Raw genomic sequence first — 21,008 nt, forward strand, 5'->3', positions numbered from 1 at the left:
ATCGCAAGGACAAGAGAGCCCCATGTTCAATTACTCTGCCCACCCCGAGCTACTCAAAGACCGTGTCATTCTGGTCACCGGCGCAGGACGCGGCATTGGGGCTGCCGCTGCCCGTACTTATGCTGCACATGGCGCAACGGTAGTGCTGCTGGGTAAGACCGAGTCCAACCTGGCCCTCATTTACGACGAGATCAATGCCGCAGGTCATCCGCAACCGGTGGTCATACCCTTTGACCTGGAAACCGCCTTGCCCCCTCAGTACGCCTCATTGGCGGCAATGATCGAGGCCCAATTCGGACACCTTGATGGCCTGCTGCACAACGCGTCGATCATCGGTCCGCGCACGCCGATCGAAGCGATATCCGGTGAGCATTTCATGCAGGTGATGCACGTCAACGTCAACGCGACGTTCATGCTCACGACGACCTTGCTGCCGCTGCTCAAACAGTCCGCGGATGCCTCGGTGGTGTTCACGTCCAGCAGCGTCGGGCGCAAGGGTCGAGCTTGCTGGGGGGCTTATGCGGTTTCCAAATTCGCCACCGAGGGGCTGATGCAGACCCTGGCCGATGAGCTGGGAAGTGGTGCGAACGTGCGCGCCAACAGCATTAACCCCGGCGGCACCCGAACCGAAATGCGCGCCCAGGCATACCCGGCGGAAAATCCGCTGAACAACCCGACGCCTGAAGAAATCATGCCCATTTACCTGTACCTGATGGGCCCGGACAGCGCAGGCACCAATGGCCAGGCGCTTGATGCGCAGAAGAAGTGATGGGTGCCGTTGCACTGTGCAGCACCGGATCGATCAGGTGTGCAGGTTCGGCGGGGAAGAGTGTCTGGTCGTGTTGAGCAACGCAGACCGGGAGTCAGTCGACGGGCAGGCGAAAGCCCGCTGCACGCGAGACTGAAATCGGTTTGCGGACCTGTGGATAGCCGCTCAAATTGACCATCAGCCAAGGCTGCTCAGCGCTACTGCCGGGGGAATCCCCCGACAGTCTTGTACGTCGTGCCGGCTGATCGCCTCAGGCGTGAGCCGCGTAACGCTGCTCGCGCGATGGGCCATTCGCTTCCTGCGGCTGCTCCAGCGCCATGCACCGTTCCAGGAACAGGTACATATAGTCGTAGCTTTTACAGACAGCCGCTTTCAGGTCTGTCTGCAATTGCTTGCTAGGGTTGTTCCCGGCCAGTGTGCAAATGATTTCAAGGGCTTCCCAAGGGTGGGAATCATCGTATTGCGCGTGCATCTTCAGCCATTTCATGGCGCGCTTGCGCGTCTCCGGCGGGAACAAATCTGCGTATGTTTCTTGCGAACATACGACAGCAGACCATTCGCCGGTCGCCCCTTCAATGGCATAGTTGGTCGCTGCGATCGCCACCACCAGCGGCTCGGACGACGAGCTCTGCCAGCACCAATGATGCAGTGCGTGCAATTCCGGGGGGACCTGCTGCGCTTGCAGATCTTCCAGCGTAACCCCGTGGGCCGCGCTCCAGTTGACCCAATAATCGGCATGATTGAGTTCGACCCGAATATTGCGCATCAGCCAGCGCCGCGCCATGTCTTCACCCGGATGACGGGCAAAGCGGGTTTTGGTCAGGTTATGCGCCATATACACCGCAAACTGTTCAACGACAGGCCATCCGCCAATCAGATACTGGCGCATGGTCCTGGCACTGAGCTGGCCGTCGCGCATACGTTGATAAAGTTCATGCCCTACCACGCGAGCCTTGGCTTGACTGCAATCTTCGATCAATTGCTGGGCCCAAGCGGGGTAACTGCTGGCATCCATCAGCGGACCGGTTCTAGTGAACATATCGATCACCGTGTAGCTCCTTATGTTGTGTTGCATCGGGTTGTTCAGCGAAAAGTCCCGGGTGCGCTGAACAACATTGGGGTCTGCCTCGCGGGGCGTGCGTGCAGGCATTCACAGGTGAATAATTGCGGTCGCTCGATGATATACCCCTGAGCGTAGTCCACACCGATTTCCATTAGCGCCTGCTCTATATGGGCGTTTTCGACGAACTCGGCGATCGTCTTTTTGCCCATGACATGCCCGATATGGTTGATTACTTCTACCATCGCCCGGTTGACCGGATCGTCGAGCATATCTTTTACGAAGCTGCCATCTATCTTGAGGAAATCCACAGGCAAATGTTTCAAGTATGCGAAAGACGACATGCCTGCACAGAAGTCATCCAGCGAAAAACGGCACCCCAGACTTTTGAGCTCGTTAATGAACCGAATTGCACTGCCTAAATTGGCGATCGCACTGGTTTCGGTGATCTCGAAACAGATAAGTTCAGGGGGAATTGCATAGATCTGGAACTGCTGTCGCAAGTACTCCAGGAAGGCGTCATCGCCGATGCTGGTGCCAGACAGGTTGATGGCGCACACCGCCATCGGACCATGATTGGCGTGTAGGCATTCGGCAATGACCTTGAACACACTCTGCACCACCCACCGATCCAGGGTCGTCATCATCCCGTAACGCTCGGCGGCAGGAATGAAGCTGTCTGGCAGGATCATGCGACCGGACTCGTCACGCAGACGCAGGAGGATCTCGACGTGACCGCCCCCTACGCCGGCATCCCGATTGAGCGGTGCGATTTCCTGGGAATACAGCGAGAAACGGTTGTCTTCAAGTGCCATGTGCAAGCGTTGAATCCAGGCCATTTCGCCGAAGCGGGTGGACAATTCCGAGTCATCGTCATGATAAACCTGCACGCGGTTGCGGCCCTTTTCCTTGGCCATATAGCAGGCCATGTCCGCCGAACGCAAGGACGCCTCCAAGGTCGTCGGCGTGTTGGAAATGTGCACCAGGCCAATACTGACGGTGGTCACGAACGGTCGGCTTTTCCAGACGAAATGCAGGCTCTCGACCGTCATCCGCAAACCTTCGGCAATCGCCTCAGCCGTTTCTGCAGAGCAGTGTTCCAGGAGAATCCCGAATTCATCGCCGCCCAGGCGCGCCAGGGTGTCGCCCTCGCGAATGCCTTGCTGCAGCAGCGCGCAGATGTGTCTGAGCAACTCGTCGCCGGCCGCGTGACCGCTGGTGTCGTTCACCAGCTTGAACTGGTCCAGATCCAGAAACATGACCGAATGACGTCCAGCCTGATGCACCAGGCCGCTGAGCGCCAGTTCCAGCCGATATTCGAACTCGCGACGGTTGGCCAGGCCGGTCAGGGCGTCATGGGTCGCCTGCCAGGAAAGATTGGCGATGTATTGGCGCTCTTGGGTCATGTCATGCAGCACCAGCACCGCGCCGCTGACCTCACCCTCGGTGCGGATCGGCGAGCCCACCAGCGCCACCGACACCGTACTGCCATCCAGTCGTTGAATCAGCTTGGCGTTTTCGCTGCCCCCGGCCAGCTTGCCGCTGAGGATGCGCTCGATCAGCGTCGAGCTGTCTTTCTGGTCGTTTTCATCGAGCAGGTTGAACAGCGCGGCGAGCGGCAAACCTGCGGCCTGTCCGGCTTTCCAGTGGGTCAATTGCTCAGCTGCAGGGTTCATGTAGGCGATCGAGCCGTCCACATCGGTAGTGATAACCCCGTCGCCTATAGATTCCAGGGTGATCTGCGCCCGTTCCTTCTCGGTTTGCAGCGCCAGCGCAAAAGCGTGCCGCTGTTCGAGTAATTTATGAGTGCGCAACAGCGCCAGCAGTATCAGCAACATGGCCGTGATCAGATTCACCACAACCAGAATGCGCAGGATCACCCGAGAGCCGGCCCCGAGCGCATCACTGAACGCCATGGCCGCGGGGGTGACGCCTTCATTGATGGAGGTAATGCGCTGCCGCCAGGCCAGGACGTCAGCATGGGTGGCGCTGCCTTCGGTGATGCGCACATGCATCTGCCGGGCAACGTCGTCCAGTTCCACGAGATAGTCATCACCGATCTTCCACAAGTCGATGGCTCTTTTCAGGTAGCTGAAATGACGAAAATTCAAATACAGCCAGATGATGCCCTGGGCATCGGCCGCATCGTTCCCACCTTGCAAAATGGCTGCTTTGGCACGAGCGATATCCGGTTTGGGTTGATCCATCGCCAAGCGCAGATCATGTCCGCCTTGAGGGATGGCGATAGCGTGCTGGTACTTCTGGTAATTGATCTCGTCGCGGCTGTTGGCGTAGAGGTTGAGGTAGTAGATGGCGTCCTTCTGGCCCTTGGACCAAAGGCTCTCCCCGCCGACGTAGCTGCGCACCGCAGACATCATGGAAAGGCTGACGCAGCCAACCAGCGCCTGTAATAACAATACAGCGATAAATGGCCAGACGATGCCCACCAACCTGGGCTTCTCGAGGATCCGCTTTTGCTTCATGGTGTCCCTTTTATCAGCACTGCCAGATACTTACTCCCGGTTTCAGGCAATTTTCCTGAACAAGGAACTCGGCTAATTCCACGATGCAGCGGGGTGCTTCTCTTACTTTCGTGCCGCTCACAGAATGACACACTCCGGAGCGGAGACGTAAATATGACGCTTTTAACACATTTGCTGAACACGGGAGTGAGCATAGCCTAAGAATTGACGTGTTCCACTGGCGATACGCCATTTGAGACTTGGTGTGCAAAAAACCGACAAGCTGTATCAGATCTGTTGCAGGTGGCCATAAAGACGGGCGTAAAGGCCGCCATCGGCAATGAGCTGCTGATGATCACCGTCTTCGGCGATGCTGCCACCATCGAAGACCAGAACGCGATCAGCTTGCTTCACTGCAGACAGCCGATGGGCAATGATCAACGTGGTTCGACCACTGAGAAAACGATTTAACGCTTGATGCAAGTTGTATTCGGTGGCCGCATCCAGAGCCGAGGTGGCCTCGTCGAGAATCACCACCTTGGGATCGGCCAGCACCATTCGCGCAATTGCCAGCCGCTGACGCTGGCCGCCGGACAACCGCACACCGGAACGTCCGACGACGCTGTCCAGCCCCTGCGGCAAGGCGCGAATCGTTGCGTCCAGCTGGGCGATCTGCAATGCCTGCCAGCAGGCTGCATCGGTTCGCTCGCGGCCCATGGAAAGGTTGGCGCGGACGGTGTCGTTGAATAGCGCGGGATGCTGCAGCACTACGGCGACGTGTTCGCGCACGGTCTGCAGGCCAATTTCTTCCAGGCTCGCTCCGCCGAAGCGAATGCTTCCGGCCCTGGCGCTGTAAAGGCCAAGTAACAGCTGCACCAGCGTGCTCTTGCCACCGCCGCTGGCGCCGACGATCGCCACCTTCTCGCCCGGAGTGATGGACAGGTCAAGGTGATCGAGCACCAACTCCTCGTTGTAACCAAAGCACAGGCCACGCACCTCAATACTGACGGTTTCCCGACCCACGAACGGATTGGCACCGCCCGGGTACTGCGGCTCGTCGGTGCGGGCAAGCAACTCGTTAATCCGGGTCAGGGCACCGCCCGCTGCATAGAACGCATATTGCAGGTTCAGCAATTGCTCAACCGGGCCGATCATGAACCAGAGGTAGCTGAATACCGCGAGCATATGGCCGATGGACAGGTCGGAAAACAACACCGTCAACATCGCAGCGGCGCGAAAGATATCGATGCCGAACTGGAACAGCAGCCCACTGGCGCGCCCCGAGGCATCGCTTTTCCACTGTGAGGAAACGGCATAATCCCGCACTTCCCTGGCCCGACCGCCGAGCAGCCCGAGAAAGTAACCCTGACGGTTACCGGCACGGATTTCCTGGATCGCATCCAGGGTTTCAGTCAGCGCCTGAGTGAATCGCGAGGTGCTGTCGTTTTCCAGTTTCTTAAGGTGCTTGACGCGCTTGCCCAGCTTGACCGTGGCATAGATCACCAGCGGGTTGAACAGCAGGATCAGCAATGCCAGTTGCCAGTGCATCCACACCAGAATCGCCGCCGTGCCGGTCAGCGTCAGCATCGCTACCAGAAACTTGCTCAGGGTTTCGCCAACGAACTTGTCCAGCGTGTCCAGATCGGTGACCAAATGCGCGGTAACCGTACCGCTGCCAAGGCTTTCGTATTCACCCAGGGAAATCCGCTTGAGCCGTTCGATCAGCCGTATGCGGATGCGATAGACGATGTCCTTTGCCTGTCTCGCGAACAGACGCGCCTGTACTACGTTGAACACTAACGCACCCAGCCGCAGACACAAGGTAGCCACCAGCATCAGCCCGATATAGCCCACTGGCTTATGCAGGTTGTCGGGTAGAAGGTTGTTCATGAACAGCAACGCCGAGTTGCCTTTGCCCAGCAACACCTCGTCAACCAACAACGGCAGCAGTAACGGGATGGGCACCGAGCACATCACCGCCAGCACAGCGACGCTGTTGGCAATCCATAGGGATTTTCGGTGGCGCAGGGCAAGTTTGCGAATCTGCGCCCAGTCCAGGCGATCGACCTTGGCCAGTGGATAGTCGGCGGGCACTTTGCCTGAGTCTTCTCTATCGACGCGATCAGGCACTGGCTGCGCGCTCCAGCCAACGGCCGAGCAACGGTGCCAGTTCTTCCAGAGGCTGATAGCCATTGGTCAATAACGCCAACTGACCCTTGCGCTCGGCGAGCAGCGTGGGAAAGCCGGCGATACCCAGGTCCTGAACCCAGGAAAAGTCCGAGGCGGTGGCGGCGTGCTGCTCAGCACTGTCGAAGGCTTCAGCGAACTCGATACGCGGCAAGCCGGCGTTCTCGGCCAGCTCGGCCAACACCGCGGCGCTGGTGGTATCGCGACCCTGCAGGTAGAAAGCCTGCTGAATTTCCTTGACCAGTTTCCAGGCAATGTCCGGCGCCAGACTGCGCGCAGCGACGATGGCGCGGCAGGCGGGCTCGGTGTCGTAGACGAACCCGTCAGGCAGGGCGCCTTCAAATCTGAACGACTGCCCCGTGGTGCCCTGCACCGCATGCCAGTGTTCGAGGATATAGCGCCTGGTGGTCGGCTCCAGTGCAGCACCGCTGCCGGTACGCAGCCCGCCCACCACCAGATGCAACGGCAGGCCCGCCACCCTCGCCTGCTCGACCAGTGCGTCGGCCACCGAAGCAAAGCCCCAGCACCATGAACACATCGGGTCCATCACATAGAGCAAGCGAGCGTCCATGATTCAAGCCTCAGAGGTCTGGGTTTCTTCAGCCTGTCGCCTGTCGGATTGGCCATCGAGCAAGCGATAGTTACGACCAATCGGATGGGGTTGATTGCGCGCCTTGGCCAGTTCGATCTGCTTCTGCCGATCGATAGCACTGCGGCGGGTCTTCTCGCTTAGCGAATCCCAGCAGTGCGGGCAGCTGACGCCTGGCGAGTAGTGCTCGCTTGCACGATCTTCAGCGCTGATCGGAGTGCGGCAGGCGTGACATTGATCGTAGTCGCCTTCGCTCAGGTCATGGCGCACGGTCACGCGATTGTCGAATACGAAGCAGTCCCCGCGCCACTGGCTTTCTGCCTGAGGCACTTCTTCCAGATACTTGAGAATGCCACCCTTGAGGTGGTAAACCTCTTTGAAACCTTCGCCAAGCATGTAGCTGGAGGCCTTTTCACAGCGAATGCCACCGGTGCAGAACATCGCGACCTTCTTGTGCCTGGCCGGATCGAAGTTAGCCTTGATGTATTCGGGAAACTCGCGAAAGCTCGTGGTCTTGGGGTCGATAGCGCCTTCGAAGGTACCGATGGAAACTTCGTAATCGTTACGGGTATCGATCAGCAGCACTTCCGGATCGGCGATCAACGCGTTCCAGTCCTGAGGCTCGACATAGGTACCGACGGCCTTGTTCGGGTCAACGCCTTCAACGCCCAGGGTCACGATCTCTTTCTTGAGCTTGACCTTGGTGCGATAGAACGGCTGCTCGTCGCAGTACGACTCCTTGTGATCGATGTCGTCCATGCGTGGGTCGTTCTTGAGCCACGCCATGAGTCCATCGATACCTTCGCGGCTGCCGGACACAGTGCCGTTGATACCTTCTTCGGCGATCAGCAGCGTGCCTTTGATACCGTTGTCGACCATAGCGTTGAGCAACGGCTCTCGCAGTTCGATGTAGTCTGAAAGGGTGACGAATTTGTACAGCGCCGCGACGACGATGGGGGCGGTTTGGGTCATGTTGCGTCTCCAGGTGGTGACCCTCGCAAAGGGCCTACCGGATGAATGATTCAGGTCAAAGCGTGCCAGCCCGGCAACGCGGCGCGGATTCTAGCAAATATCGGCGGCTGGCAGACAGAGGGGGTGATCGGCGGAAATTTGATCCAGGTCAAATGGGGCAACCAACAGACCCTAATGTCGAGGCATCAAGCTGCGGGCGCGAATTCATTCGCGATTGGTCCGTAAGAACCGAGCCGGTTCTAAGCCCTGAAGTAGCGTCGCGAATAATGCGCCCCCACAGGGGAACGTATCCATTCAGCAAACGAGGCGGACCAGAGCGTCGCTCCTAATCAGTCATGCCCCCCGGCACAGGTCGGCGAATCAGGGGCAGCGCCCAGTTTCGACCACTCTTGCGGGGTATAGGTATGCAGCGCCAAGGCATGAAACTCACCCATCAGGCCACCCAGCAGGCCATAGACCTTCTGGTGACGCTTGACGGCGTTGAGGCCAGCGAACTGGTCGCTGACCACCACGGCCTTGTAGTGAGTGTCGGTGCCGCGACTGTGCATGTGGCTTTCGTTGAGCACTTGCAGGTACTCGGGCTGAAAGACCGTCAACGCGGATTCGATTCGCTGTTGCATGCTCATGTCTGGCTTCACCTATGGCTTACGGCTTCTTGGCAGGCGCTGGCGGGGCAACCTTGGCGCCAGCCGGAGCGAGTTCGCTGGTCATGGAGGCTAGCAGCTTGTTGACCACTGGCACTGCAGCTTGCAGTTTGTCCTGAGTCATCTGGAACGACTGCTGGCTGATCTGCGGCATCTTCGCCTGGACTTTCTTGCCCAGCGGAGACTGGTAGAAGGCCACCAGGTCTTTGAGCTCTTGCTCGCTGAAGTTATCGGTGTACAGCTTGACCATGTCCGGTTGCAGCTTGTCCCAGCCAATGACCTTGTCCAGAGCGGCGTTGGCCTGCGCCTGGTATTTTTCCAGCACGGCGTTTTTGGACTCTGGCGCTTTGGTTTCGGCGAAACGCTGGGCGAACATTTGCTGCGCTTGCATGTAAATCGGCGCACCCAACTGATCGGCGTGAGCCAGTTTGAGGAAGGCTACAGCGCTGGCATCGTGGCTGGCGGTGGCGGCGAGGGCCTGGCCGCTGGCACACACCAGAGCGACCGCAGCACAGATGGCACGAAGACGGGTCATCGAGTTTCCTTATCTAGCAGGCGAGGCTGAACCCCAAGGCCGCACATTCTGCGCCCCTTTTCGTCCTGCGCTCAACCCCCGGCGCTACCGACGGTCAAATCGCCGTCAGACGACCAGCCCCTTCCATAAAGGTTGCACACGCAGACCCGGCTTTTCGTCGCACGTTTAGCGCGCATCTTCGTGCCGCACAGCCATTATCGGGAACCGAAACTGCGTGCCGGGTACTAAACTGCGCCATTCGACCCTTAAGGAGTGATTCCAGTGAGCCGTACCGAAACCGACAGTATAGGTCCGATCGAAGTCCCTGAAGACGCTTACTGGGGGGCACAAACTCAACGTTCGCTGATCAACTTTGACATCGGACAGGAGCGCATGCCGCTGCCGGTGCTGCATGCGTTGGCCCTGATCAAAAAGGCGGCCGCGAGGGTCAATGACCGCAACGGCGATTTGCCCGCCGATATCGCCCGACTCATCGAACAGTCCGCAAACGAAGTGCTCAGTGGCAAACTGGATGAGCAGTTCCCGCTCGTGGTCTGGCAAACGGGTAGCGGGACGCAAAGCAACATGAACGTCAACGAAGTGATCGCCGGACGCGGTAATGAACTGGCCGGCAAGGGACGCGGTGGTAAATCGCCGGTCCACCCCAATGATCACGTCAACCGCTCGCAAAGCTCCAACGACTGCTTCCCCACCGCCATGCACATCGCCGCTGCTCAGGCCGTCAAGGAACAACTGCTGCCCGCCATCGCCGAACTGTCCGCAGGCCTCGCCGAACAGTCGTCGCGCCACATGAAGCTGGTCAAGACCGGCCGTACGCACATGATGGACGCCACGCCGATCACCTTTGGCCAGGAGCTGTCGGCTTACGTCGCGCAACTGGATTATGCCGAAAAGAGCATTCGTGCGGCCCTCCCCGCCGTCTGCGAGCTGGCTCAGGGCGGCACGGCGGTCGGCACCGGGCTGAACTCACCCCATGGTTTCGCCGAAGCCGTGGCCGCCGAACTGGCAGCTTTATCCGGCCTGCCGTTCGTGACTGCGCCGAATAAATTCGCGGCGCTGGCCGGGCATGAGCCGCTGACGGCGCTTTCAGGCGCACTGAAGACATTGGCAGTGGCCCTGATGAAAATCGCCAACGATCTGCGCCTTCTGGGTTCGGGTCCGCGTGCAGGTCTGGCGGAGGTCAAGCTGCCGGCCAACGAACCGGGCAGTTCGATCATGCCCGGCAAGGTCAACCCGACGCAGTGCGAAGCATTGTCCATGCTGGCCTGTCAGGTCATGGGAAACGACACGACCATTTCTTTCGCCGCGAGCCAGGGCCATTTGCAACTGAACGTGTTCAAGCCGGTGATCATTCACAATCTGCTGCAGTCGATTCGTCTGCTGGGCGACGGCTGTCGCAATTTTAACGAGCACTGCATTGCGGGTATGGAACCGGACGCCGAGAAAATGGCCGAGCACCTGGAACGCGGCCTGATGCTGGTCACTGCACTCAACCCGCACATCGGCTATGACAAATCGGCGCAGATTGCCAAAAAGGCTTACAGCGAAGGCCTGAGCCTGCGCGAAGCGGCCTTGCAGCTGGGCTTGCTGACCGACGCCGAGTTCGATGCCTGGGTTCGTCCCGAGAAAATGCTGGGGGCCGGCAGCAATGGCTGAGCCGATCAGCGGCGCCACCCCATTGGAAGGGTATGGCAAACGCATTCTGATGGTCATCGGTTCGCCGAAGTCCATCAGCCTCTGCCACGCGCTGGGTGAAGCCTATGCCCAGGGCGCGCGCAGTCAGGGCCATGTGGTGCGAGTGCTGAAACTTAGTGAACTGGAATTTGACCCGGTGCTGCGCGGCGGCTACGAATCAGGCCACATGCTTGAGCACGATCTGCTGGAGGCCCAGCGGGAAATCCACTGGGCCCAGCATCTGGTGTTCGTTTACCCAGTGTGGTGGGGCGGTTTGCCGAGCCTGCTCAGCGGTTTCTTCGATCGCGTGTTCATGCCGGGTTTCGCCTTCAAGGCCCACGGGCGCCATCATCCTTCCAACGAACTGCTCAAAGGCAGGACCGCGGAATTGCTGGTGACGCTGGACACGCCTTCGCGCTATTTCCGCTGGGTGTTCAAGGCGCCGGCCCATCGACAAATGAAAAGAACGATCCTGGATTTCTGTGGCATCAAGACCAAGCGCCTGACTGAGTTTTCCCCGGTGCGCACCTCGACCGAAGAACAGCGTCAGCAGTGGATTCATCAGGCCGAGGCGTTGGGAAAGAAGTGACTGGATAGCGGCAGTCTGATTGCCTGGCTGGCTGGGCTCTACTTGAGTCTGGCTTCTGCAGGCTACGCAGAATCAGCCCCTGCATCGGGCACAGAAGCCCCGACAGCTTACTCCATAGGCCGGACTAGCCCGATTACCGGTCGCTCACTCGTTGGAGTAAAGTATCGAACGCCCAGCCAACTTTTCCGTCTCACGCTGTGAAATCGTTTTCTGGCTGCTGTTCCAACGGGTTTAGCTGTCCTGAATCGTTCCCTCTAAACTCTCGCAACCGGAGAAGGCAATGTTAAGCAAGCGTGAGCAAGACCGTCATACCGCCGTGCATTTTCGTAGCGACCGCGTCTCCCGTATCAATGGCCTGTACTTTTTCAGCACCCGCGAAAATACCCTGGAAGGACCCTTCTACACCAAGGAAGATGCTGCACGAGAGACCGACGCGTATATCCGGCGCATGCAGCCAGGCAAGGTTTTTTCGGACGAACCACCGACGTCGCTGAACGGCTGAGGCCGGCTATGAGTTTCATGAATGGTTGCGGCGAAACGTTTCCTCCCCCATCGCCGTAATCTGCCCCTCGATCAAGGCATCGAAGGGCCGTAGCAACGCCTCAAAGCAACGATCCGGCTCAAGTGTCTGCAACGCATGGGTGATCGCCTCCAGCGTCGATAAAGCACCCGGTCCCGGTGCCTTGCGCAGTCGATAGCGGGATGTTGGCGCGTTTTCCAAAGTGACTTTAGGCAACGCTGCCAGCCGTGGATTGAGGTGCAGCAACTTACGCGCCTTGCGCCAGGTGCCGTCCGGGACTACCAGCAACGTCGGCGTGTCATCCTTACGTTGCGGACCGAGCGCGGTCGCCTCCTCCCCCGGGAACAATAACCTTGCCTGGTAACCGGGCACGTCCAGCCAGTGCGCCAGATCCTCGAACACCTCACCCACCACCCGTTGCGCGTTGCTCAGTCCCAGCGCGGCCAGTCGGGCGGTGTTCAGCGCGTGATTGGCCTCGCTGGGATGCTGCAGAATCAGGACGCGGGTGCGGCTGTCGAGCCGAGGAATCAGGTTGCACAGGCAGTGGTCTTGCGGTCGATGACACTGTTCGCAGCGGGCACGCGCCATGGCCAGCCCTCCTAGAGCGGGTTGAGTTGAGCTTTAAGCAAGTCACGGAAGGTCTGAATCAGCGGTTCACGGCTGCGACCGCGCCGCAGAATCATCGAGAACGGCGCCTGGTAGCCGAACGTGGCAGGCAACAGCACCCGCAGATGCCCAGAGTCCACCCAGGATTGCGCGTAGTGCTCAGGCAAATACCCGATATAGGCCCCTGAAAGCACCAGAATCAATTGCGCCTCCATACTCTCCACAGTTGCCGCACTGTGCTTGAACCCGTGCCGCGCCAGTTCCGCCTGACTCCAGTAACCCCGACCGACCATGCGTTGCTGGGTGATCACCGGAGCAGGGATACGGCGCTCGACGAACAGCGGATGGCGATTGCTGCAGTACAACCAGTGCTGCTCGCGATACAACGGCTGATACAGCAGCCCGTTCATGCGGGTGGAGAACGAGCCAATGGCCAGGTCCAGGCGGTTGTCCAGCACGCCGAGCTGCAGTTCGTAAGGACTCATGACCGAAAGATGCAGATGCACCGCCGGGTGTTCTTCGCTGTAGGCGCCGATCACTTCGGCGAACGGCAGCGCGCGGTCGCTCACGGTCGAATCCAGCACTCCGAGGTTCAACGTGCCGCGTAACTCGCCCTTCAGCGCGGCGGCGTACAGCTCAAAGCCCTCCAGCTCGCCGAGCAGGCGCAAGGTTTCCTGATGAAACAGCTCGCCCTTGCTAGTCAGGCTGAAGCCGCCACGGCCTCGGTGGCATAACACGATGCCCAATGCCGACTCCAGCTGACTCATGTAGGTACTGATCGCCGAGGTCGACAGGTTCAGCTCCTGCTGGGCGCTGGCGAAGCCCTGATGACGAACCACGCAGACGAAGATACGTAACAGTTTCAGATCAGGTAATGCGTTGGCCATGAAGACACCGGTAAGAATCATACGATCGAGTCGGATTGCTGCCGTCTGCTGGTGCTGCCAGAGATCGGCCGCGCACCGTCATCAACGTTCCAGGAGCGCGAAACCCTGGCGCACGTCCGCAATGCGCGGCAGCTTAACCTGATTTTTGCGTTACTTCAGAAATCTCTGAACTAAGTATTTTGCTCCAGCGATTGTTCGCAGCCCGTGCGGTTTGCAGAATCCGCCCACGACTACAACTATTAATAACCACCGATGAGGCAATCCCGTGGACAAGATTTTCCACCAACCATTGGGCGGTAACGAAATGCCGCGCTTCGCCGGCATCGCAACCATGATGCGTCTGCCGCACCTGCAATCGGCCGCGGGACTTGATGCGGCCTTTATTGGCGTGCCGCTGGACATCGGCACATCGCTGCGGGCCGGGACCCGTTTCGGACCGCGTGAAATCCGCGCCGAATCGGTGATGATTCGCCCCTACAACATGGCCACCGGTGCTGCGCCATTCGACTCGCTGTCGGTTGCCGACATCGGCGACGTAGCCATCAACACTTTCAACCTGCTGGACGCGGTGCGCATCATCGAGCAGGCGTACGACGGCTTCCTCGAACATGGCATCATCCCGCTGACCTTGGGGGGTGACCACACCATCACCCTGCCGATCCTGCGCGCCATCCACAAGAAACACGGCAAGGTGGGTTTGGTGCACATCGACGCCCACGCTGACGTCAACGATCACATGTTCGGGGAGAAAATCGCCCATGGCACCACCTTCCGCCGAGCGGTGGAAGAAGGCCTGCTGGATTGTGATCGCGTGGTGCAGATCGGTTTGCGTGCCCAGGGCTACACCGCCGAGGACTTCAACTGGAGCCGCAAACAGGGCTTTCGTGTGGTGCAGGCCGAAGAGTGCTGGCACAAGTCGCTGGCCCCGCTTATGGCTGAAGTACGCGAGAAAGTTGGCGGTGGCCCGGTCTATCTGAGCTTCGATATCGACGGCATCGATCCGGCCTGGGCACCTGGCACGGGAACCCCGGAAATCGGTGGGCTGACGACCATCCAAGCCATCGAAATCATTCGTGGCTGTCAAGGCCTGGACCTGATCGGCTGCGACCTGGTAGAGGTTTCGCCGCCCTACGACACCACCGGCAATACCTCGCTGCTAGGCGCCAACCTGCTCTACGAAATGCTTTGCGTGCTGCCAGGGGTCGCCCACCGCTAAAACGCGACGGCCGCACACATTGAAGCAGCACGGTTTGCCTGAGGTCTCGACCCCGCAGACGTCATTGCTGGCAAGCCGAACTGCTTGAGGGCCGCGCGCAGCCACGCAATCTCGACCACAGCTATTGCTCAAATACCCATAAGCCTTCACTGCTGAGTGCCTGCGTCACGTCAGCCGGATGATGCGCGACCCACTATAAAAACAATGATCGGAGACATTTGCATGGCTTTAGATATTTTCGTTGTGCTGATCTACGCAGCCGGCATGCTGGTGCTGGGCTGGTACGGCATGCGCAAGGCCAAGACCCACGAGGATTACCTGGTCGCCGGGCGCAACCTGGGCCCCAGCCTTTACATGGGCACCATGGCCGCCACCGTGCTGGGCGGCGCCTCCACTGTCGGTACCGTGCGCCTGGGTTATGTTCACGGTATTTCCGGCTTCTGGCTCTGTGCCGCGCTGGGCGCGGGAATCATTGCGCTGAACCTGTTTCTGGCCAAGCCACTGCTTAAGCTGCGCATCTTCACCGTCACCCAAATCCTCGAAAAACGCTATAACTCGATGGCCCGCCAGGCCAGTGCGGTGATCATGCTTGCCTATGCGCTAATGATCGGCGTGACCTCGATCCTGGCCATCGGCACTGTGATGCAGGTGCTCTTCGACCTGCCATTCTGGGTGTCGGTGTTGCTGGGCGGAGGCGTGGTCGTGGTGTACTCCACCATCGGCGGCATGTGGTCGCTGACTCTCACCGACATCGTGCAGTTTGTGATCAAGACTGTCGGCCTGATGTTCATCCTGCTGCCGATCTGCCTGTATCGCGTGGGTGGCTGGGATCAACTCGTTGCCAAGCTGCCAGCCTCAAGCTTCAACTGGACGACCATCGGCTGGGACACCATCATCACCTACTTCCTGATCTACTTTTTCGGCATTCTCATCGGCCAGGACATCTGGCAGCGCGTGTTCACCGCGCGCACTGAAAAAGTTGCGCAGTACGCAGGATCCATCGCGGGCGTCTACTGCATCATCTACGGCTTGGCATGCGCGCTGATTGGCATGGCCGCACATGTGTTGCTGCCGGATCTGTCTAACGTCAACACCGCTTTCGCCGCCATCGTCAAGGCTTCACTGCCGGACGGGATACGCGGCCTGGTGATCGCCGCCGCCCTGGCCGCGATGATGTCGACCGCCAGCGCCGGATTGCTCGCTGCCTCGACCACCCTCACCGAAGACCTGCTGCCAAAACTGCGCGGCGGCAAGCAGTCGAGCCTGGGCATCAACCGTCTGTTTACGGCCCTGACCGGCATCATCGTACTGGCCATCGCTTTGGTGGTGAACGATGTGATCAGCGCCCTGACCCTGGCGTATAACCTGCTGGTGGGCGGGATGTTGATTCCGTTGATCGGCGCCATCTACTGGAAGCGCGCTACCACGGCTGGCGCCATTACCAGCATGGGCCTGGGCTTCGCCACAGCGCTACTGTTCATGTTTAAGGATGGCCTGGATGCCAACACGCCAATCTACTACAGCCTGTCGATCGGTCTGGTGAGCTTCGTGCTGGTCAGCCTGTTCTCGCCACGCCCCGCTGTTGTAGCCAGCGTCGCCTGAGTGAATTCGAGCGAGCCGAACCCTTGTGAACCGAATCGCGGGGCGCCTTAGGGCGCCCCTTTAATGTGTACGGTTACAAAATTTCATCTTGGAGCATGGAGTCTTCCACCCCCAACCTAGACTAGCCTTAACGAAACAACACCGTGGCAAAGGGCCTGAACGGGGATGCCGGGTGCGAATCCGCACCAGGGTGTCAGACCGCAACCCTCTGTATATGAAGTCGGGGTGAGTTTCGAACGCATCATAAGCAGAGGCTTTTCATGGACCGCAACGAAATCCAGCAGCACGTGATCGACGAACTGGGAAAGATCCTGGTCGATAAGTCGGTGATTCAAGAACAGGACGATGTGATGGTCCGCGAGCTCTTTCTCGACAGCGATGACTTCGCTGTTTTCTTTGCCGATTTGCAGAGCGACTTCGACATCGCCCTGCCCAACCGGATCAAGACCGATCTTTCCCATATGCCGGACAACCCGGACTACAGCCAGCTAACGCTAGGGGGTCTGGTCGATTTGATTCTGGTGCAAATGAAAACCAGGAAACATCACTAAACGCGGATGTGTTGGGTTTTCACAAAGAATGAGGATGCAGATGAAGTGGCACCCTGCTCGACCGCAGGGTTCTCAAACGGGGTGGGTGTCCCCAGTGAAGCGGGCTATCGGGCGATAGCCCCGCTATTTATCGAGTCCAGAACGAGCGCTTGTCTCACCGGCGTGGGCGACGCTCGTCATCATTGGTGCGCACCGGAATTGGCTGCAGCTTCGGAGGTTCGATCAAGCCTAGCGCAACACCTACATCGTGAAGCCATTCTTGCCATTTGCTATTCATATAACGCCCCCTTCAGGGAAATGCCGGCAGCCAACTTCTGATCCGCTTAACGCAATCATAGTGCTGAATTGCACTTTACGCCTGCTACGCGAAGTCGCAGCAGGAAATTTGCCTATTCTTTACGTTGTGACAGACCACTGCGGCAAATGCCAGACTCCGGGCGACCAACGGCATGCCGTCACCTGCTCTCCCTGTTAGGTCACCACTGCTGGCAGCGCAGCACTCTCATGGGCCTGGCGGCGGCGGGCGAACATGAAGAACAGCGCCCCACCCAGAAAGCAGCCAGTGAACCAGGCAAAATTGGCCATCGGCTGCAACGCTGGAACGAAGGTGATCGCAATACCTACCAGCGTCGCGAGAACCAGCGCCCTAACGGCCGTGTAATTAACCCCGCCAGCGTACCAATAGCGGCCACTCGGACCATCGTTGAACAGGGAGTCAACGTCGATCTGTTGCTTCTTGATCACGTAGTAATCCACCAGCAGGATGCCGAATAGCGGGCCGATAAATGCCGCCAGGACATCGAGGGTGTAATGGATGACTGCCGGGTTATTGAACAGGTTCCAAGGCGTGATGAAGATCGAGGCCACTGCCGCGATCATTCCGCCCATGCGCCAACTGATCCTGCTCGGCGCGACGTTGGCAAAGTCGAACGCTGGGGAGACGAAGTTCGCGACGATATTGATACCGATGGTTGCGGTCACGAAGGCGAATGCGCCCAGCAGGACCGCCACGCTGTTGTCGATACGCGCGACTGTAGCGATCGGGTCATGCAGCATTTCGCCAAACACCGGCAAGGTGCCGGAAACGATAACCACGGTCACCAGCGAGAACGCCAGGAAGTTGATCGGCAACCCCCAGAAGTTGCCCCGTCGCACCTCGGACATGCTTCGGCAGTAGCGACTGAAGTCACCGAAATTCAGGGTGGGACCCGAGAAATAGGAAACCACCAGCGCGGTCGCCATGATCACCTGTGAAAACGCTTCCCATCCGGTCAGCGATTTCTCGGACAAGGTAAAGCTGATATTGGCCCATCCTGCTTTCCAGACAATCCAGCCCGCCAGCAGGAACATCACCGCGTAGACCACCGGCCCGGCCCAATCGATGAACCGCCGAATCGAATCCATCCCGGTCCAGAACACAGCTGCCTGCACCAGCCAGAGGACCAGGAATCCGAACCAGCCAAGGTATGACAAGCCTGCAAAATGTGGATCGGCGTACACCGACATTTGTGGGAAGAATCGCAGCACCACGATGATCAGCGCACTGGAAGCCAGGTAGGTCTGCACGCCATACCAGGCGACCGCAATCAGCCCGCGGATCACTGCTGGAATGTTCGCACCGAAGACGCCGAACGCGAGTCGGCAGATCACCGGGTAAGGTACTGCCGCCTGCTGACTGGGCTTGGCCAGCAGATTGGCAATTACCTGGACGATGCAGATGCCCATCAATAGCGCGATCAACACTTGCCAACTTGCCAGCCCTAATGCAAACAGGCTGGCCGCGAAAACATACCCGCCGACGCTGTGTACGTCGCTCATCCAGAACGCAAAAATGTTGTACCACGTCCACGTCTGCGGCACGGGTCCCAGGTCCTTGTTATATAGACGAGGGCTGTACCCTTTGGGCATTGGCTCGGTCATCGTGTGTCTCCCTGAGAGGACGTACAGGCTCCCGAATGGTCAGGTTCAGCGTACTGTGTACGGGAGCGGGCTTGGTTTGTATACGAACCAAGAAGCAGAATGCGTGCCAGCTGCTTTGTAAGGAATATGGAATGGCGCAGAATAGCGGTTTTAGAAGAGGTCCCAGCTCGGAATAAAGTGCTGCAATACCAACGGAAACGAAGCAATAACCGCCCGATGACAGTGCAGCCTTGCTTGATGGCGGTGCATTTTCGCGAGGAACTTTAAACAGCCAATATTCTTGTATACACGAACCCGATTTGTTTTTGATGGAGATGATGCTCTGCAGCAGTCCGATTTTTGGCCACGGCACCTTGGACGCCACTGGCAGCCCGCACTGCCAGAGATCAGCGCCTGGTTACTTAGTCTGGCAGCTGCACCAATCCCTCTTCGTCGGTCATCGCTCGCTCCAGCAAATCGGGCGGCAGGTGCTTGCTCGCCCGAGCGCCGAGCAGCTTAAGTTGTTCACTGCGGCTAACCAGATTCCCACGGCCTTCCACCAGTTTGTTACGCGCCGCACCATAGGCCTTGTCGAGTTGCTGCAAGCGGTTACCGACCTCATCCAGATCCTGAATGAACAACACAAACTTGTCATACAGCCAGCCTGCGCGCTCGGCAATCTCACGGGCGTTCTGGCTTTGCCGCTCCTGTTTCCACAGGCTGTCGATCACACGTAGCGTCGCGAGCAACGTGGTCGGGCTGACGATCACGATATTGCGGTCGAACGCGTCCTGAAACATATTCGGTTCCGCCTGCAACGCCGCCGAAAAAGCCGCCTCGATGGGCACGAACAGCAGCACGAAATCCAGGCTGTGCAAGCCCTCAAGCCGCTTGTAGTCCTTGCCGGACAGGCCTTTGACATGATTACGCAGCGACACCACGTGCTGTTTGAGAGCAACCTGCGCGATCACATCGTCGTCGGCCGACACGTATTGCTGATACGCCGTGAGGCTGACTTTGGCGTCAACCACCACTTGCTTGTCGCCAGGCAACATGATCAGCACGTCAGGCTGGAAGCGTTCGCCGTCAGGGCCTTTCAAGCTGACCTGGGTCTGGTATTCGCGCCCTTTCTCAAGGCCGGCATGCTCCAGTACCCGCTCGAGAATCAACTCGCCCCAATTGCCCTGGGTTTTCTGCCCCTTGAGCGCCCGAGTCAGGTTGGTGGCCTCGTCGCTCAGGCGCTGATTGAGCAACTGCAGCCGCTCCAGTTCCTTACCCAGCGAGAAACGCTCGCGGGCCTCCTGCTGATAGCTTTCTTCGACGCGCTTTTCGAATGACTGAATGCGTTCTTTCAACGGGTTGAGCAACTGGCCAAGTTGCTGTTGGCTGGTCTCGGCGAAGCGCTGCTCGCGCTCGTCGAAGATCTTCCCGGCCAGTTCGGCAAATTGCGCCCTGAGTTCATCGCGCGACCCTTGCAAGTCACTCAGGCGTTGCTGATGGCTTTCCTGCTGCTCACGCAGCTCAGCGTTCAGAGAAGCACACTGCGCGTCCAGGTGGCGTAGCTCTGACTCTTTAAGGGCTCGCTCCTGAGCCAAGTGCTCCTGTTGCTGGCGAGCGCCTTCATGCTGTTGACGCAAAAGGTCGACTTCCTTTCGCAGTGCCGCAAGATCCGCCTGCTTGACCGCGTTGGCCTGGCTCAAATCGCTGATTTCATCCCGGCAGGCATCGAGCTGTGCATTCAAACCGTCCTGGGCCATCTGCGCATTGCTCAAGCGTTCGTCAAGCAGTGCAGCGTCCGCCTCGCGCCGGGCAACCCGACGCTGCAGTTGCCACGCTAATACCAGCAACGGTAATGCCGCCGCCCCCACTCCCAGCAGCAGGCTGGTGAGGTCAAAAGCCATAAAATTTCCCCACTTACGATCAATGCTCACGGCATTATGCGCAGAACCCATGCTGACGTCAGATTCGGTTTGAGAATCAAATAAAAAAGAAGACCACTCGGCAGCGGCCTCGCAAAGGCGCGCAATAGAGCGAGTACCCGGGACAATCCACAGAACCTGTGGATAACTCAGTGGACAACGTCCTTTGAACCCCCGCAAACGTAGATAGAATGGGGCCTGCGCTTAAACTGACGATTTTTTCACCAACGAAAAAAAGCGATGCTTTTCATTGACTTAATAAATCGCTGCTTGAAATCAACCTGTTAGGAGCGAATATGACAGTGAGATGGCAGGTAAGCGCTTTAA

Annotated in this window: 19 protein-coding genes; 7 read left to right on the top strand and 12 right to left on the bottom strand. The window is 58.6% G+C overall.

What is annotated here, in order from left to right; translation table 11 throughout:
* Positions 1-22: 22 nt before the first annotated feature.
* On the top strand, positions 23-769 hold the full coding sequence (locus B3I26_RS04140; RefSeq protein WP_296255308.1) for a YciK family oxidoreductase: 747 nt from the start codon (positions 23-25) through the stop codon (positions 767-769).
* A 250-nt stretch (positions 770-1,019) separates the two neighbouring features.
* Here B3I26_RS04140 and B3I26_RS04145 read toward each other — a convergent pair whose 3' ends face one another.
* The 7 genes from B3I26_RS04145 to B3I26_RS04175 form a co-directional block, all read right to left on the bottom strand.
* Positions 1,020-1,817, bottom strand: coding sequence for a TenA family transcriptional regulator (locus B3I26_RS04145; protein ID WP_296255310.1), 798 nt, complete (start codon positions 1,815-1,817; stop codon positions 1,020-1,022).
* A gap of 35 nt (positions 1,818-1,852) precedes the next feature.
* On the bottom strand, positions 1,853-4,312 hold the full coding sequence (locus B3I26_RS04150) for an EAL domain-containing protein (RefSeq protein ID WP_296255313.1): 2,460 nt from the start codon (positions 4,310-4,312) through the stop codon (positions 1,853-1,855).
* A 267-nt stretch (positions 4,313-4,579) separates the two neighbouring features.
* Positions 4,580-6,484: an ABC transporter ATP-binding protein gene (locus B3I26_RS04155; RefSeq protein WP_296255316.1), complete on the bottom strand. Its 1,905-nt coding sequence runs from the start codon at positions 6,482-6,484 to the stop codon at positions 4,580-4,582.
* Positions 6,414-7,016 (bottom strand): DsbA family protein, encoded by a 603-nt coding sequence (locus B3I26_RS04160; RefSeq protein WP_296255537.1) that lies wholly within the window; start codon positions 7,014-7,016, stop codon positions 6,414-6,416. The genes B3I26_RS04155 and B3I26_RS04160 overlap by 71 nt, the downstream gene beginning before the upstream one ends.
* Before the next feature lie 36 nt (positions 7,017-7,052).
* Positions 7,053-8,039 (bottom strand): rhodanese-related sulfurtransferase, encoded by a 987-nt coding sequence (locus B3I26_RS04165; protein WP_296255319.1) that lies wholly within the window; start codon positions 8,037-8,039, stop codon positions 7,053-7,055.
* A 329-nt stretch (positions 8,040-8,368) separates the two neighbouring features.
* Positions 8,369-8,665 carry a BolA family protein gene (locus B3I26_RS04170; RefSeq protein WP_296255322.1) on the bottom strand — a complete coding sequence of 99 codons (297 nt, stop codon included), beginning with the start codon at positions 8,663-8,665 and terminating at the stop codon, positions 8,369-8,371.
* A 19-nt stretch (positions 8,666-8,684) separates the two neighbouring features.
* Complete coding sequence (locus tag B3I26_RS04175) at positions 8,685-9,218, bottom strand: DUF2059 domain-containing protein (protein WP_296255324.1); 534 nt, start codon at positions 9,216-9,218, stop codon at positions 8,685-8,687.
* 261 nt (positions 9,219-9,479) lie between these two features.
* Between B3I26_RS04175 and B3I26_RS04180 the strand changes: the two genes are divergently transcribed.
* The 3 genes from B3I26_RS04180 (at position 9,480) to B3I26_RS04190 (ending at position 11,983) form a co-directional block, all read left to right on the top strand.
* Positions 9,480-10,874: a class II fumarate hydratase gene (locus B3I26_RS04180; RefSeq protein ID WP_296255327.1), complete on the top strand. Its 1,395-nt coding sequence runs from the start codon at positions 9,480-9,482 to the stop codon at positions 10,872-10,874.
* Positions 10,867-11,481, top strand: a complete 615-nt coding sequence (locus B3I26_RS04185; RefSeq protein ID WP_296255331.1) for an NAD(P)H-dependent oxidoreductase — start codon at positions 10,867-10,869, stop codon at positions 11,479-11,481. Before B3I26_RS04180 ends, B3I26_RS04185 begins: the two co-directional genes overlap by 8 nt.
* A 280-nt stretch (positions 11,482-11,761) precedes the next feature.
* Positions 11,762-11,983: a DUF6316 family protein gene (locus tag B3I26_RS04190; RefSeq protein WP_296255334.1), complete on the top strand. Its 222-nt coding sequence runs from the start codon at positions 11,762-11,764 to the stop codon at positions 11,981-11,983.
* A 15-nt stretch (positions 11,984-11,998) separates the two neighbouring features.
* Here the strand turns inward: B3I26_RS04190 and B3I26_RS04195 are convergent, their stop codons facing one another.
* Positions 11,999-12,589 carry a tRNA-uridine aminocarboxypropyltransferase gene (locus tag B3I26_RS04195; RefSeq protein ID WP_296255336.1) on the bottom strand — a complete coding sequence of 197 codons (591 nt, stop codon included), beginning with the start codon at positions 12,587-12,589 and terminating at the stop codon, positions 11,999-12,001.
* Between the two features lie 11 nt (positions 12,590-12,600).
* Entirely contained in the window at positions 12,601-13,494 is an 894-nt protein-coding gene (locus B3I26_RS04200) for a LysR family transcriptional regulator (RefSeq protein ID WP_296255339.1), read from the bottom strand.
* Positions 13,495-13,759: 265 nt separating this feature from the next.
* Between B3I26_RS04200 and speB the strand changes: the two genes are divergently transcribed.
* From speB to B3I26_RS04215, 3 genes are all read left to right on the top strand, one after another.
* Complete coding sequence (gene speB / locus B3I26_RS04205; RefSeq protein WP_296255342.1) at positions 13,760-14,710, top strand: agmatinase; 951 nt, start codon at positions 13,760-13,762, stop codon at positions 14,708-14,710.
* 222 nt (positions 14,711-14,932) lie between these two features.
* Positions 14,933-16,312: a sodium:solute symporter gene (locus tag B3I26_RS04210; RefSeq protein WP_296255343.1), complete on the top strand. Its 1,380-nt coding sequence runs from the start codon at positions 14,933-14,935 to the stop codon at positions 16,310-16,312.
* Between the two features lie 260 nt (positions 16,313-16,572).
* Positions 16,573-16,863, top strand: coding sequence for a hypothetical protein (locus B3I26_RS04215; protein WP_296255346.1), 291 nt, complete (start codon positions 16,573-16,575; stop codon positions 16,861-16,863).
* Positions 16,864-17,017: 154 nt separating this feature from the next.
* On the opposite strand, the gene B3I26_RS04220 is transcribed toward B3I26_RS04215, so the two are convergent.
* The 3 genes from B3I26_RS04220 to rmuC all read right to left on the bottom strand — a co-directional run bounded on the left by B3I26_RS04220 (position 17,018) and on the right by rmuC (position 20,549).
* Entirely contained in the window at positions 17,018-17,140 is a 123-nt protein-coding gene (locus B3I26_RS04220) for a PA1414 family protein (protein ID WP_296255348.1), read from the bottom strand.
* Positions 17,141-17,334: 194 nt separating this feature from the next.
* A complete protein-coding gene (locus B3I26_RS04225; protein ID WP_296255351.1) occupies positions 17,335-18,783 on the bottom strand; it encodes an NCS1 family nucleobase:cation symporter-1 in 1,449 nt (482 codons plus the stop codon).
* Positions 18,784-19,184: 401 nt separating this feature from the next.
* A complete protein-coding gene (gene rmuC, locus B3I26_RS04230; RefSeq protein WP_296255539.1) occupies positions 19,185-20,549 on the bottom strand; it encodes a DNA recombination protein RmuC in 1,365 nt (454 codons plus the stop codon).
* Between the last annotated feature and the right edge of the window lie 459 nt (positions 20,550-21,008).

This window comes from Pseudomonas sp. UBA5706 (genome assembly GCF_002419965.1).
In the GTDB taxonomy this organism is placed as follows: Bacteria; Pseudomonadota; Gammaproteobacteria; order Pseudomonadales; family Pseudomonadaceae; genus Aquipseudomonas.